This window comes from Citromicrobium bathyomarinum, assembly GCA_001306305.2.
GTDB lineage: Bacteria > Pseudomonadota > Alphaproteobacteria > Sphingomonadales > Sphingomonadaceae > Alteriqipengyuania > Alteriqipengyuania bathyomarina.
The window spans coordinates 1,021,792-1,035,054 of sequence record CP155577.1; the positions used below are offsets into that span (position 1 = coordinate 1,021,792).

12 protein-coding genes are annotated in these 13,263 nt (G+C 65.2%); 7 read left to right on the forward strand and 5 right to left on the reverse strand.

From position 1 onward, the window contains the following. Nucleotides 1–21 precede the first annotated feature (21 nt). Nucleotides 22–426 (reverse strand): hypothetical protein, encoded by a 405-nt coding sequence (locus VO57_005295; protein ID XBL70757.1) that lies wholly within the window; start codon nt 424–426, stop codon nt 22–24. Between the two features lie 94 nt (nt 427–520). Between VO57_005295 and VO57_005300 the strand changes: the two genes are divergently transcribed. Together VO57_005300 and VO57_005305 are read left to right on the forward strand one after the other, a co-directional pair. Next, nucleotides 521–760, forward strand: a complete 240-nt coding sequence (locus VO57_005300; GenBank protein XBL70758.1) for a hypothetical protein — start codon at nt 521–523, stop codon at nt 758–760. A gap of 7 nt (nt 761–767) precedes the next feature. Then, nucleotides 768–2,636, forward strand: coding sequence for a hypothetical protein (locus VO57_005305; protein XBL70759.1), 1,869 nt, complete (start codon nt 768–770; stop codon nt 2,634–2,636). 61 nt (nt 2,637–2,697) lie between these two features. On the opposite strand, the gene VO57_005310 is transcribed toward VO57_005305, so the two are convergent. The 3 genes from VO57_005310 to VO57_005320 are packed head-to-tail and all read right to left on the reverse strand — an operon-like array spanning nt 2,698 to nt 6,976. After that, nucleotides 2,698–3,603: a flagellin gene (locus VO57_005310; GenBank protein ID XBL70760.1), complete on the reverse strand. Its 906-nt coding sequence runs from the start codon at nt 3,601–3,603 to the stop codon at nt 2,698–2,700. A gap of 11 nt (nt 3,604–3,614) precedes the next feature. Beyond that, nucleotides 3,615–5,711 carry a flagellar basal body rod C-terminal domain-containing protein gene (locus tag VO57_005315; protein XBL70761.1) on the reverse strand — a complete coding sequence of 699 codons (2,097 nt, stop codon included), beginning with the start codon at nt 5,709–5,711 and terminating at the stop codon, nt 3,615–3,617. A 26-nt stretch (nt 5,712–5,737) separates the two neighbouring features. Further along, complete coding sequence (locus VO57_005320; protein ID XBL71293.1) at nt 5,738–6,976, reverse strand: flagellar hook protein FlgE; 1,239 nt, start codon at nt 6,974–6,976, stop codon at nt 5,738–5,740. A gap of 219 nt (nt 6,977–7,195) precedes the next feature. On the opposite strand from VO57_005320, the gene VO57_005325 reads away from it, so the two are divergent. The 5 genes from VO57_005325 (at nt 7,196) to VO57_005345 (ending at nt 11,827) form a co-directional block, all read left to right on the forward strand. Next, nucleotides 7,196–7,627, forward strand: coding sequence for a flagellar biosynthesis repressor FlbT (locus VO57_005325; GenBank protein XBL70762.1), 432 nt, complete (start codon nt 7,196–7,198; stop codon nt 7,625–7,627). A 10-nt stretch (nt 7,628–7,637) separates the two neighbouring features. After that, nucleotides 7,638–8,966 carry a flagellar protein export ATPase FliI gene (gene fliI / locus VO57_005330; protein XBL70763.1) on the forward strand — a complete coding sequence of 443 codons (1,329 nt, stop codon included), beginning with the start codon at nt 7,638–7,640 and terminating at the stop codon, nt 8,964–8,966. Continuing rightward, nucleotides 8,963–9,415 (forward strand): hypothetical protein, encoded by a 453-nt coding sequence (locus VO57_005335; protein XBL70764.1) that lies wholly within the window; start codon nt 8,963–8,965, stop codon nt 9,413–9,415. The genes fliI and VO57_005335 overlap by 4 nt, the downstream gene beginning before the upstream one ends. Before the next feature lie 6 nt (nt 9,416–9,421). Next, nucleotides 9,422–10,498, forward strand: a complete 1,077-nt coding sequence (locus VO57_005340; GenBank protein ID XBL70765.1) for a peptidoglycan-binding protein — start codon at nt 9,422–9,424, stop codon at nt 10,496–10,498. A 276-nt stretch (nt 10,499–10,774) separates the two neighbouring features. After that, on the forward strand, nt 10,775–11,827 hold the full coding sequence (locus VO57_005345) for a sigma factor (GenBank protein ID XBL70766.1): 1,053 nt from the start codon (nt 10,775–10,777) through the stop codon (nt 11,825–11,827). 343 nt (nt 11,828–12,170) lie between these two features. On the opposite strand, the gene infA is transcribed toward VO57_005345, so the two are convergent. Beyond that, complete coding sequence (gene infA / locus VO57_005350; protein ID XBL71294.1) at nt 12,171–12,437, reverse strand: translation initiation factor IF-1; 267 nt, start codon at nt 12,435–12,437, stop codon at nt 12,171–12,173. Between the last annotated feature and the right edge of the window lie 826 nt (nt 12,438–13,263).

Below are 13,263 nucleotides of genomic sequence, written 5' to 3' on the forward strand. Positions count from 1 at the left end.
ACGTTAAGTGGAAGCTGAGGGTCAGGAGGTTCGGGCAGCCACCTCTACCAGCAGCACCCTGTCGATCCCTTCGTAGCGTGCGTGCAGGGCTTCGGTCAGTTCGTCCGACAGCCGCTGCGCATCCACCGCCAGGAATGGCGACGCCCGCAGGCGGGAAAACTCTGCCCCCGTGGCGAGGGCTTCGGCACGCAATCCCGGCAGCTCTGCGGCAATTTCCTTGGCCGCCTCGGCGTCGTGCGCCTCCAGAACGATGCGGAATCGCAAGGTACCCTGAAGCTTGGCACCGTCGACGATCGGCACTGCGATCGCCTCCATATCGATCAGGTCCTCGGCGGCACCCTTGCCGCCGCCGCCTGCCCCCGAGGCGCTGCTAACAGGCACCGCAGCGAGGAGGGCGCCGCCCAGCAGGAGTTTCTTGCTATTCATGTCGCGCTGCCAATCCGTTCGAAAAAGGGGTGCTGCAGCCGGCCTGCAAGCCGGTCTCTACCCTATAATAGAGGATATCCCGACCGGAGCGGACATGAGCTACGACCAAAAACCCAGCCGCATCAAGCTTGTCAGCACTGGCGGGTCGGCGCGCGCGCCTCAAAATGCGCCCACCGACACCCAGCCGCTGCAGCAGGCAATCGAAGAAGCACAGCGGCCCGAGGTCGAAGTCGCGCCCGCTCGCCGCTTCTCGATCCTGTCCGCAATTCTGTTCCTCGCCGGTTGCGCCGTTGGTGGCGCGGGTCTCGTCGCCTGGCCGCATCTGGTCGGCTGACACATTCATGCGCAAAATCGTAGCCCTGTCTGCCACCTTGACGCTGGCGTTGGCCGCTTCGGCATTTGCCGAAGACGGCACGCATGGCCATGAAAAACCCGCCGACGGTCAGGCCGAGGCAGACGCCGCCACCCAGGGCGATGGCCCGCTCGACGCGCCTACCGGGGACGCGATGCCGAGCGTTCGGCTGCCCGGCTTCGCCGCCGCGCTGGCCAACCAGCCGCTGGCTCGGGATGCCGACGGCTGGCCGGTCGTGTCCGACCACGAGGCGTGGCAGGCGATCGCGGGAAGCAACGAACAGACGCGCCAGGCGGCCCGGTGGCGCTATGCGCGCAGCCTGATCGGCAAGGGCCGCGCGGCGGAGGCCTATGGCGTGCTCGTCACGATGGCGAAGGACGATCCCGATCTCTCGCTCGTCCCGGCGCACCGGCTTGCGCTCGGGGCCACGCTGGTGGAACTCGACCGGCCGATGGACGCGCTCGATATGTTGGCGACCGAGCAGCTCGCGCAGAACCCCGAAGCGTGTGCCTGGCGGCTGCGGGCGATGGCAGCGCTGGACATGACCGCCGAAGCGGTCGGCGAGTGGACCTGCGCGCGGGGGGCTATCGCTTCGCGCACTCCGCAGCAGGGTGGATCCTTCCTGCTCGCCGCGGCGCAGGCCGCGCTCGATGAAGGACGCCCGCGTAGTACGCTCGCTTTGCTCAAATATCTCCCCGATGCAGACCCCGATGCCAATCTGATCCGTGGTCGCGCGCTCTTCAGGCTCGGCAGCGAGCAGCAGGCGCGGCTCCGGCTCGACCGGGCTGCGGAGAATGGCTCCCAAGAACAGCAGATCGATGCGCGGATCTCTTTGCTCGAAGGGCTGGTCGCGCAACGCCGCGCCAAACCGGGAAAGGCGCTCGAGCAGCTTGAACGGCTCGGCTACGTCTGGCGTGGCGGGTCGCTCGAACGACGGGGTCTCAAGCTGAGATTCTCGCTGGCTGAAGAGCTGCATGACGACCGTGCGGCGCTGGCCGCCGGTGCGGCGCTCCTGCGCTATCATCCGGTATCAGTCGATACCGGTGAGATGCTGCAGGTGCTGCAAGGTCGGCTTCAGGCGATCCTTGCGCCGGATAGCAAGGTACCCCTGCCTGAGGCGGCGGGGTTGTTCTGGGATTACCGTGATCTCAGCCCGAGCGGGGCTGGCGGCGATCTGCTGGTCAGTCGACTGGCCGATCGGCTGCAGGGCGAGGGGCTGTATGAACGCGCGGCGGAACTGCTGGACTATCAGCTGATGGCCCGGGCCAAGGACGTTGCGCAAGGCCCGCTCTCTGTCCGGGTGGCGAAACTCTATATTCTGGCAGACAAGCCGACCGATGCCGTGCGGGCGCTGCGCGCTACCGATGGCAATATCTATCCCAACCCGATGCTGTGGGCACGTCTGCGGATAGAGGCGGTCGCGCTGCACAAGCTGGGACGGACCGACGAGGCGCTGGCGGTTCTCGACGGGGTGCCGCAAGGCGATGCCATTCGCGACGAGATCGAATGGGGGCGCCAGAACTGGCAGGCACTGACCGGTTCGGACGAAGTGTTACCTTCGCAAAGCGGGGGCCTGACCCAAGTGGAGCAGACCGTCGTCCTCCGGCGCGCTGTCGCGCTCGCCATGCTGGGCCGCGAGACATCCCTGCAAAGCTTGCGCGCGCGCTATGCCACCGCCTTTGCCGGGAAGCCGACTGCGGCCGCGTTCGATCTGCTGACAGGTCCGGTTGAAGATCTGGATCCTGCCGCAGTCGCGCAGGCCATGGCCGCTATGCCGACGGCGAGCCCGGCGGGCGAATTCGCCGACCTGCTGGCGGGCGAAACCCGCAAGGCAAAGACCAAAACCAAAAAATCCTAGCTAGCGCCCGGGGGCGGCATGGCTTGCCATGCATCCCCCGCGCGTAGTCGCTGGCCTTTGGCTAGAGGTACTTGGTGAGATTGAGCTGGCTGAGCTGTGCGAAGACGGAATAGCTCGCCTCCAGCGTGGCCTTCTGCTGCGCGAGGTCGACCGCGACCTGGCCCAGATCCGCGTCTTCGTTCGCCGCGATGATGTCGCTGAGGACCAACGAACGCTGTTCGGCACGTTCGCCGAGCGTTTCCACGCGCGCCTGCTTGCGCCCGTTTTCGGCATTCGCAGCGCGCAATCCGACAGAGCCCGTATCGATCTGCACGAGTGCGTCCTGCAAGGCGGTTTTCTGTGCATCGGTCAGCCGTTCGCCGATCGGGCCGGCGGCCGCCAGAGTGCGAAACGCTTCGTAGATTTCTGCACCGAGATCGCTGGCCGTAATGCCATATGTTACCGAAGTGCCCTCGGAGAGATGCGCGACGGCGCGCACATCGTCGTTCCTGAACGCGTCGGACGCCGGCGTGGCGGCCACGTCGGCCAGGCTTTCGGGGGCGAAGGGCAGCACATCGGTGCGCGAGCCGCCGAATAGTGGGATACCGCCTTCCTTGGCGTTGAGGCTGCTGCGGAACTGTTCGAACGCGCCCTTTATCGTTTCCTGCAGGCCCGAGGAATCTTCCGTCCCGATCGCGGTTGCCATGCGGGTGCGCAGGTCGATCAGGGTGTTGTCGAGGCCGGTGACGTGCGCATCGTAGATCGCGAGCGAAGTGGTCACGTGCTTGGAGACGACCGCCTGCGCCTCCTGCTTGGCGAGCATCGAGCGTGCCGACATAGTGCGCACGGCTTCGGTACCCAGGCCCGCATAATCCTGCGCCTTCTTGCCGGTCGACAGCGAGGTCTGCGTCTTGGCGAGATTTTGCTGAGCGCGCTGGATGGCATCGGCCATCGTGCGTTGCAGCGGAATGGTGGCAACCCGGGTCATTGGATGTCCTTTCAGCGGACCATATCGAGGAGAGTGTCGTACATTTGGGTGGCGGTCGTCATGACGCGCGCGGCGGCGGAATAGCTGTTCTGGAGGACCACCATCTGCGAGAGTTCCTCATCCAGATTGACGCCGGAGAAGCTGTCGCGCCGGTTGATCGCGTCGTCGCGCCGCGCAGCGGCATCCACCAGCATGTCCTGCGCGCGCGCGGCCTGGGTTCCGGCGCGGCCCATCAGCAGGCTGGAGAAACGCTCGATCGTCGCCGACCCGGCCTTGCCGAAGTCGATCGGCTTACCCAGCGCTTCGACAAGGGCACCGGCAACCCGCGTGTCGCCACCGCCCAGCGCAGGCTCGCCAACGGCGGCATCCGTCCGCAGGCGGGAGAGCGGCAGCCGGTCGGCGCTGGCCAGAACGTCGCTTCGCACGCCTGCTTTGTTCAGCCCGCTGGCACTGCCGGTCAGCCCGGAGAGCGCGGTAAAGGATACGCCGGTGCCGAAGCGGTCGGTCGAATCCGTGGGGATGGAAAGCAGTGCACCGCTGGCCCCCGGGGTGGGCGTAAAGGATATGCGGCCCCGGTCATCCAGCGCAAAACTGCCGAACTTTGCCAGCGGGCTCTGCCCCAGCTCGGTGACCAGATCGCCCATGGTCGGGCCGACCGTGCCGGTAAGCGTGGTGGTCGCGAGAGAGCGGCCGGTGGCATCGCGCAGCACCAGCTGCGCGGACTGTCCGGCGCCGAACCCGTGCGGATCGCTGGCGACGAAACCCGGCGCGACGAGCGTTGCGGACTCGCTACGGACCACGTCGTTGAGGCCGAAATAATGCGAGAAGCCGTTACCCGCGCGCGCGCTTGGCGGATCGCCCTGCGCCACCGCGACCCCGTTGCTGCCGCTTGTCGCGACGAAGGACAGGCGCCCGTCCTGCAGGGCAACGGTGGCATTGCCTGCCAGACCACCATTGATCGCGGCGATGGCATCGTCGACGGTAGCCAGTGGCCCCAGCGCGTCGAAATCGACCGTGGTGCTCGCGACGAGAATGCCGCTCTTGTCGGTTACCGCGAAGGTTGCCTGTCCGGTGAACCCTAGGCGGTCGCCGCCAATCAGCCCGGTAGGCCGGCCGTCAAGCCGGTTAGGAGGCGGGACCGCGGTGCCCGAGTTGGACACCGAATTGAGGGTTTCGGCGAGGCCGCCGAACAGCGAACCGATCTGGTCAGAGAATTCCGGCAAGGCACGATCGCGCAGGTCGAGCAGCCCGCCAAGCTTGCCGCCGATCGCAGAGGAATCGAGCTTCTCGCCCGTCGCAGTGGTCGGCTCACCCGCCTCGTTGGTGAAACGGATGTCGATCACCGGGTAGGTCGGCTGCGCGACCCCGTCGCCAGGGCTCGGGTAGGACAGCTTGCGGAGCCGACCGTCGAGCAGGACCGCGCCATTGGCGGAGTCGATGTTGACCCGGCCATCGGGCTGTTCGCGGATCGAGATCTTCATCATTCCGCTCAATTCCTCGAGCGCGGACATGCGCTGATCCTCGGCCCCGCCGGCACTGCGGCCAAGGCCGCGAAGCTGCGCGACCGTTGCGTTCAGCCCGTGGATGCGCTCGAGCAGGTCGTTAACCGTCTCGATCGAGTACCCGACCTCCGATTCAACATCGCCACGCAGCACCTGGATATCGTCGTCGAGCTGGCGCAGGGAGCCGATCGCATCCTGCACCTCGGCGACGAAGTTCGACGCGTTCTGCGATGCGCTTCGCCCGCTCGTCAGCGCGATCGCCGATGCACTGATCGCGTCGAGCCGCGCGGGCACGCCGCTTTCGGCCCCCGGTGCGCCCAGGAATGCCTGCAAGCGATCCATGTAGTTCGCGGTCACCTCTGCGCGGCCCATGTCGCCCGCGCGAAGATATACCGTCTGCTCCAGAAAGCGGTCGGCGATCCGGGTGGGCTCGCCGATGACGACCCCGTTGATACGGCCCTGGGTCACACCCGTAGAGAGGGATACGCGCTCGCGCGCGTATCCCGGCGTACTGATGTTGGCGATGTTGTTGGATACCGATCTGATGCCGGCCTGCGACGCCGACAGGCCGGACACCGCCGTTCCCAGGATATTGCTCAGCGACATTAATCAGTTCCTCGCCCGACCAGGCTCTAGCGCTTGAGCGCGCTGACTTCCTGGAGCATGTCGTCAACCGTGGTGATGATCTTGGACGATGCGCTGTAGGCCCGCTGGAAGCGGATCATGTTGGTGAATTCCTGCGCCAGATCGACGTTGGATGCTTCCAGGGTGCCGGCCGAAATCGTGCCGCTGCCCAGCTCTCCCGGGCGCCCGATGGCGACATTGCCCGACTGCTGAGAGACAGTGTAGGCATTGCCCGGCAGGCGCGAGAGACCGTCCGGATTGGCGAAGGTCGCCATCGGCAGCTGGAACACCGGACGCGAGGTGCCATCGTCGAAGACGGCGCTGACGATACCGTCCTTGCTGACTTCCACCGAGACGAGATTGTTAAGCATGCCGCCGTCGGTGCTGGATGCGATCAGCGCCGAGCTGCTGCCGAACTGGGTCAGCCCGTCGAGCCCGTCCTGACTGCCAAGGTTGAGGTTGATCGGAGAGGAGCCGGCCTGGTTGGCCCAGGAGACGTTGAGCGTTCCGAACAGGGCAGGCGAGGAGTTGGCGAGATCAAGGCTGCCGTCGGGGTTGAAGGCGACGTTGCCGCTGGCCAGCAGGCCGTTGGCCGCGGTCACATCGGCGGGGTCGCCATAGATCTCCGAAACCCACTGGTTGGGGCCGGTCTTGACGAAACCCATCGTTACCTGGTGGCCGCCACCCTGCGCATCGAAAATCTCGAAGGTGCGAGAGAAATGCGGCTCCAGAGCGCCAGTCGCCATATCGCCTGCGGCATAGGCACCGGTGAACGGCTCCTGCGTCGATTGCAGGTTGATGCGAGCGGTGAGGCGGGTGGTGGCCGTGGCGGTGCCGGTCAGCCCGCTCAGTCGGACAGGTTCCAGCTCGCTCACGCCGCCGGTGCTGGTGTAGCCGCCGGTCGTGTCCAGCCGCCAGCCCTGCAGGAAATAGCCACCAGTATTGCGCAGATAGCCCTGCTCGTCCGGGCGGAAAGCCCCGGCGCGGGTGAATGCGATGCCGCTATCGGCGCCGCTGCCCGTGCGGGTGACGAAGAAACCGCCCCCGTCGATGCCCAGATCGGTCTGGCTGGAGGCTGCCTGGAGGAGCCCCTGCTTGGAAATCATCGCGCGGGGTGCCGCCGCAACGCCGCCAGCCGAATAGCTGCTCTTCAGACGTCCGTCCGTGACGAGAGTGCGAAAGTCCGCCTCTGCGCCTTTGTATCCCACGGTGTTGATGTTGGTGATGTTGTCGGCAACCGTCGCCATCGCGCTCGATTGGGCACCGAGGCCGGACACACCGGCGTACAGGGCAGAATATAGGCTCACTGAATTGCAACTCCTGCTTGGCGGGCACGCGCGCCCGGTCACAAGAGCATTGTAGGAGAGCGGCATAGGCAAACCCAAAAGCAGGCAATTTTTTCCGACCCGGCCCCGGCACCACTCGCACCCCTCTATAATGGTCCCATCAATCAGAAGGGACATGCGATGCTCCATATTACTCTTCGCGAAGGCGAAAAGGTCGTCATCAACGGTGCGGTGCTGCGCTCGACCGGTCGCGCAGAGATCGTCGTCGAAAACGCTGCGGCAATCCTGCGCGGGCGCGACGTCATGTCGCCCGCAGAAGCGAACACTCCGGCGCGCCGGCTCTATTTCGCGTGCATGATGGCTTATCTCGATCCGGCCAACCTGACCCAGTATCAGGGCCGCATCCTTTCGCTGTTCGAGGATCTCGTCGAAGCGGTGGAAGCACCCGAAGCAAAGGCGCACTGCGTGTCGTTCGCGCGCAGCGTCGCCTATTGCGATTTCTATCGCGCGCTCAACGATTGCCGCGCCCTGATCGCCTACGAAACCCAGGCGCTGGCCCGTTTCGCCCCGGTCGAAGAGGCCGAAACCGTCCAAGCGGCCAACGCGGCCTGATCCTTTCGCCATGCAGACGCTGGCATCCGCCGCGCGGGCAATCCGCGCGTTTCCGCCCGATCGGCACTTCGGCTCCGTCGCCGCCGTACGCGGCGCGCTGATCGAGGTCGAAGGGTTGGTCGGCTCCGCCCGGATCGGGTCGCGCATAGCGATCGAGTGCGAGGGCGGGACCGTGGATGCAGAGATCACCGGGCTCGACCGGCAGACCGCGCATTGCCTGTCGTTCAACGATCCGCACGGGATTGCCACTGGGACCCGCGTTGACCTGATGCCAGGGCAGTCGATGCTGCGACCGACCGACCAGTGGCTGGGCCGCGTGGTCGACGGGCTTGGTCGCCCGATGGACGACAAGGGGCCCCTTCCTGTCGGCCCTGAAGCGCGCCTGTTCAAGGCCGACCCGCCGGCAGCTGCCAACCGCACCCGCGTGGGGCGCAGGCTTGAAACGGGAGTGCGCTCGCTCGACCTGTTCGCGCCGCTTTGCCGGGGGCAGCGGCTGGGACTGTTTGCGGGCTCGGGCGTCGGCAAGTCGACCCTGCTGTCGATGCTGGCGCGCTGGGTCGAAACCGACATCGCGGTGATCGGCCTGATCGGCGAGCGCGGCCGCGAAGTTCAGGAATTCATCGAGGACGATCTGGGGCCGGAAGGTCTGGCGCGCAGCGTGGTGGTCGTCGCGACCTCCGATTCGCCCGCGCTCATGCGTCGCCAGGCGGCCTGGACCACGCTCGCCATCGCCGAGCACTTCCGTGATGCGGGCCGCGACGTGATGTGCCTGATGGATTCGGTCACCCGCTTCGCCATGGCGCAGCGCGAGATCGGCCTTGCCAATGGCGAGCCCCCGGCGACCAAGGGCTATACGCCCACCGTTTTCGCCGAACTTCCGCGCCTGCTCGAACGCGCGGGCCCCGGCGGTCCCGGTCAGGGATCGATCACCGGTCTGTTCAGCGTGCTGGTCGACGGCGACGATCACGACGAACCGATCGCCGATGCGGTGCGCGGCATTCTGGATGGTCACATCGTCATGTCGCGCAAGATTGCCGAGCGTGGTCGCTTCCCCGCTATCGACATCCTCAAATCGGTCTCGCGCATGCTGCCCGACTGTCACGAGGAGGAGGAGAACCGGCTGCGCCTCGCGGCGCTGCGGCACCTCTCCAACTATGCCGACATGGAAGAGCTCGTCCGGCTGGGTGCCTACAAGTCCGGCTCGGATGCAGAGGTGGACGAAGCAATCCGCCTCGCCCCGGCAATCGAGGACCTGCTGAAGCAGCGCAAGGACGATCGCGGATCGCTGGCCCACAGCTTCGCCCGGCTCGCCGAACTGATGACGGAGACTTCGCAGTGAAGACGCCCTTCGACACCGTCCTGCGCATGCGGCGCCGGGAAATCGACCGCACCCGCATCGCCATTCACATGGAAACCACGCGGCTCACGGAGATCGATCAGCAGAGCCGCGCGCTGGAGGAAGAGCTGGCGCGCGAGTACGAGGTCTGCGCGCAGAGCTGGGCCTCGTCTGCCGAGGCATTTGTCCGGCGCAGGATGGCGCAGCAGGCGGACCTGGTGGCGCAGCGCGTCGCCGTATCGGAGGAAATCGGCCGCCTGAGGCGCGAGGCGGTCGACGCCTATGGTTCGCAGCACGTGCTGGAAAACGCCGCCGAGGCGTTTCGAGACGATCACCGGCGGCAGCAATCGCGGGCCGAGCAGCGCGAAACGGACGATCTGTGCGCGGCGCGCGTGGTTCCCGCCACGCGCACACGGACCGAGCCTACCATTCCGCAGCTTACGGCCCGGTGACGTGCGATGCAGCAGGTAGGACTCGAATCGCTCTCCCCGCAGGACCGGGCACGCGTCATCTATACGCAGGCCCGTTCCGAGATGACCGACCGCCTGTGGCAGGCGGCCATCGGCAGTGCGCAAGACGATAAGTCAGGCGCGCAGGGGCCGTGTCGCCACGGTCCCATGGGGCTCCCGATGGGGATGATGGACCTGTTCGGCACCGGTCAGGATGCCAGCGCGCTGGCGATGGCCTTCGAAGCCATGCAAGGAGCCGGTGCGAAGCCGGGGATCGGGATCGACTCCATTCGACCCCCGGTGGCCAAGCCCGAGATTAGCATCGAACCGATCGTTCCGGCGGTGACCAAGCCGGGCCTCGGTTTCGATGCGCCGTCGCCCTCCAGCCCCGTCATCAAAGAGAGTTCCGCCAGCGGCCCACTGGGCAGCCTGGGGGCCAATTCCGGCTACGCGGCGACCTTGCAAAGGGCTGCCGAGCGTAGCGGACTGCCCGCGACCACGCTTGCCGCGATCGTCGATGCAGAGGCGGCCAAACGCCCGGATGGCAGCTGGAATCTGATGTCGCGCAATCCGCGTTCGAGCGCGGCGGGGCTGGGCCAGTTCCTTTCCGGCACATGGATCGGCATGGCCCAGAAGCCCGGCACCTGGCTGTATGACGTGGCACAGCAGAAGGGTTGGCTGACCGAGAGCGGCCGCGTCGCTCCCGCGGCACGCGGATCGCTACTCGCGCTGCGTTACGATGCGACGGCGTCGATCAACAGCATCGCCGATTATGCCACATCCAATATCGCGACCATTCGCAGGTCGGGCGTCAGGACTGGAGACGATCCGCAGGCGCTCGCCCGGATTGCCTATCTCGGCCACCATCTGGGGCCGGGAGATGCGATCCGCTACCTAAAGGGCGGATTGGCGGAGGGTCGGGCCACCGTTTTACTGAAGGCGCAGATCGGATCGGCATCGGCGCGCGAGCGGATCGCCCGTACCGGCGATGCCGCGCAGGCGCACCGTGACTGGCTCAACGGCTACATCGCCCGCAAGATCAGGCCCGATCGGTTTGCCGCCCTGCCGCAGGCGGCCAGCAGCTGATCCAGACAGACAGACAGACGGACTGCCGACAACCCGCAGGATGCCTGATTTTCCGGGGAAACCTGCCGGCCCCGGTGGCCTGCGATGCGCCCCGAGGCGGGGCTCCGAAACCGTCCGGGCATGACCGTAGTGGCCCTTCCGTAAAAGTACTGAAGCCAAGTTCGGTATGGTTCCTTAAAGGAGAAAACCGGAACCGCCAAGAAAGAGGTCGTTTATAGGCGGGCTACTATCCCTTGATCGTCACAAGACAGCATTTGACGTAAGGGGAGCGTACTCATGTCGAAAAGTACTGAAGCACTGGAAGTCGCGGTAGCCGAAGTTATCGCCAACATGAATTCGGACGGATCGCGTGGATCCGCTCGTCAGCGCGCAAATATCGACCGCGCTTTTATCAGAATTCTCAAGATCGCAGCGCCGCGTATTCGGCACTTCATTCGCCAATACGGCCTGGCTGCTCATTATGAAGACGCCGAGCAGGTCTGTGCGATTGCAGTCCACCGCGCGATCGAGGCCTATGACCCGACCAAGGCCAAGTTCACCACCTTCCTCAACTGGCAGATCCGTGGCGAACTGCAGAGCCTGCGCTTCCGCCTGATGACCGATCAGCGGCCGTCCGCCCGCAAGGTGGAAGCGGTGACGATCGCTCTCACCACCGGGTCGATCAGCGACGATGGCGAGGAAACCAGCCTCGAAGCGCTGATCGAAGACGAAGCGGCGCTGGAGCGGACCGAGAGCTCCGCCTCGGAACATCTCGCCAATCAGGCCTGCATCGCGCTGGTCGACGCCTATATCGAAGCCGAACGCAAGACAGGGGTCGAACAGTTGCGCAAGCGCGCCCGGACCCGTCGTCCCGCCCGTGACATCCGCGAATCCCGCCCCGATCTTCCGGCGAGTTTTCGTGCCCACATGGCAGGCCCCGACCCGGTCGAGCTGGAAAAGCTGCACGAACGGCTGGAGCGCGATCGTGCGATTATCGAGCGCAGCATGTTCTCGGGCGATACCAAGTTGGCGCTGAGCATCGATAACAGCCTAACCCGCGAGCGGATCCGCCAGATCGTGCGCCGCGCTGGCAAGCACATGGCGCAGCTGGTGCAGACCGATCCCCGCTTCGCCATGCTGGCAGAGCAGGCCGGGGTCGCGATCGAACCGGCGACGGCGACACGCCCCGCAACTCCTGCGGCACCTGTCGGCATGCTGCCGTCCATGAACCAGCCGCACAATCAGACGATCACCGTTTCTGTTCCGGCGGAGCCCGCTGCGGATCGGCGTGCGGTGCGCGGTCCTTCGGTCACTCCGGTGCGGCACCAGTCGGGTGGGCTGTCTGCCTGACGTCGGCGGCACCGGATGCCAGGAAGTGGCCTAACGCTCACCCTTTCAACAAAAGAGGCCTCCGCCCCTTGGAACAGGGCGGAGGCCTTTTATTATGCCCGCAATGCGAGCACTCGTGGCGCCAGTGGCGCAAACCGCACCGGCTCAGTCGACCATCGTTGCTACGATCTTTCGTAGCTCGGGGGTTGGGATTGTCGCAGGGGCGGGCGCGTGGCCCGTGAGTGCCCGTGCATGGACTGCGCCATAGCGCAGCGAAAGCTTGGCGCGAGGCGCGCCGTGCGAATTCGAGATATTCATCTGTAAGTATGTCCGGCGGATATTTTCCCGCCGCCTTCTGGTATTGTCAGCGCCTGCCACCGCGGCTGCGCGCACCGGCGGGCCCTTGCCCGGGTGTGCGCTCGCGGAAGACGATCCGGCCTTTGCTCAGATCGTAGGGCGTCATTTCGACATGTACGCGGTCTCCAACGACCGATCGGATACGATAGCGACGCATCTTGCCAGCAGTGTAGCAGATGATGCGATGCTCATTATCGAGGGTGACGCCGAAACGTCCGTCAGGCAGGATCTCGTCGATCGCGCCTTCCATCGTGATGAGCTCTTCTTTCGCCAAACCATAGTCCTTAGCGTACGTAAAATCATCCGTGCGGACGTATTCCGTCACGGAGCCGTGGTGTGTGAAAAGGAATTGGTGCCGAACTTGCGCTCAGGCGCATATCTCGGCGGTAACAATCCGTCGCAAACGACGTCAGGCAACATCAATATAGCAGTAAGTGAAAAAATTACAATGGCGCTGGATTGGCTTTTGCATTTGAGCGGCTGCCAGCAATATTTTTTCTGGCCTGGGGGCGGGCGGCCTCTTCAGCGACGCGGGTTCTGATCGAAGCTCGCCTCCTAACGCCAGCGGTCCTTGCGCTTGCGTTTGCGATCGCGCCTGTAGGCAACGATGCCGAGCGCGGCCGATAAAATCAGAAGCGCGATAATCGAATAGGCAATTATGAGGCGAGTTTCCATGTTTCCTCCGGAAAGCGGAGGACAGGATTATCCGGCGCAGCTGCTGGTACCATGTGGCAATAAATAAACAAGAAAATATAGGCGACATGGATAAGCCGCGCCGTTAGGCGAAGTAAGGGGGAATCGCTGCGTATATCGCGAGGGAATTCGTCCGGGTATATAATTGACCGGAAGGCTTCATTTTTGAGCGTCCCCCCCGGTGTTTCGATGTTCCGCTTCAACAAGCCCGCGTCGCTTGATCGGGCGCGACCGCCACCGCGCCGCTTGACGAATCCGCCGCCATATCTACTGGTGCGCGCGGGATTTTTCGCCGACGGCCTGATGCTAGCTGGATGATCGCAGTGGGCAGGCCAGGGGGGAAGCGAGTGCTTTGCGTTGATCCCCCATCCTCCCTCCACCGGTCCGGCCCATCCGGGCTGGCGAGG

Bases quoted from the DNA above. Each gene is read 5' to 3' on its own strand.
- VO57_005295 (XBL70757.1), bottom strand. From the start codon at position 426: ATGAATAGCAAGAAACTCCTGCTGGGCGGCGCCCTCCTCGCTGCGGTG.
- VO57_005300 (XBL70758.1), top strand. From the start codon at position 521: ATGAGCTACGACCAAAAACCCAGCCGCATCAAGCTTGTCAGCACTGGC.
- VO57_005305 (XBL70759.1), top strand. From the start codon at position 768: ATGCGCAAAATCGTAGCCCTGTCTGCCACCTTGACGCTGGCGTTGGCC.
- VO57_005310 (XBL70760.1), bottom strand. From the start codon at position 3,603: ATGACCCGGGTTGCCACCATTCCGCTGCAACGCACGATGGCCGATGCC.
- VO57_005315 (XBL70761.1), bottom strand. From the start codon at position 5,711: ATGTCGCTGAGCAATATCCTGGGAACGGCGGTGTCCGGCCTGTCGGCG.
- VO57_005320 (XBL71293.1), bottom strand. From the start codon at position 6,976: ATGGCGACGGTTGCCGACAACATCACCAACATCAACACCGTGGGATAC.
- VO57_005325 (XBL70762.1), top strand. From the start codon at position 7,196: ATGCTCCATATTACTCTTCGCGAAGGCGAAAAGGTCGTCATCAACGGT.
- fliI (XBL70763.1), top strand. From the start codon at position 7,638: ATGCAGACGCTGGCATCCGCCGCGCGGGCAATCCGCGCGTTTCCGCCC.
- VO57_005340 (XBL70765.1), top strand. From the start codon at position 9,422: ATGCAGCAGGTAGGACTCGAATCGCTCTCCCCGCAGGACCGGGCACGC.
- VO57_005345 (XBL70766.1), top strand. From the start codon at position 10,775: ATGTCGAAAAGTACTGAAGCACTGGAAGTCGCGGTAGCCGAAGTTATC.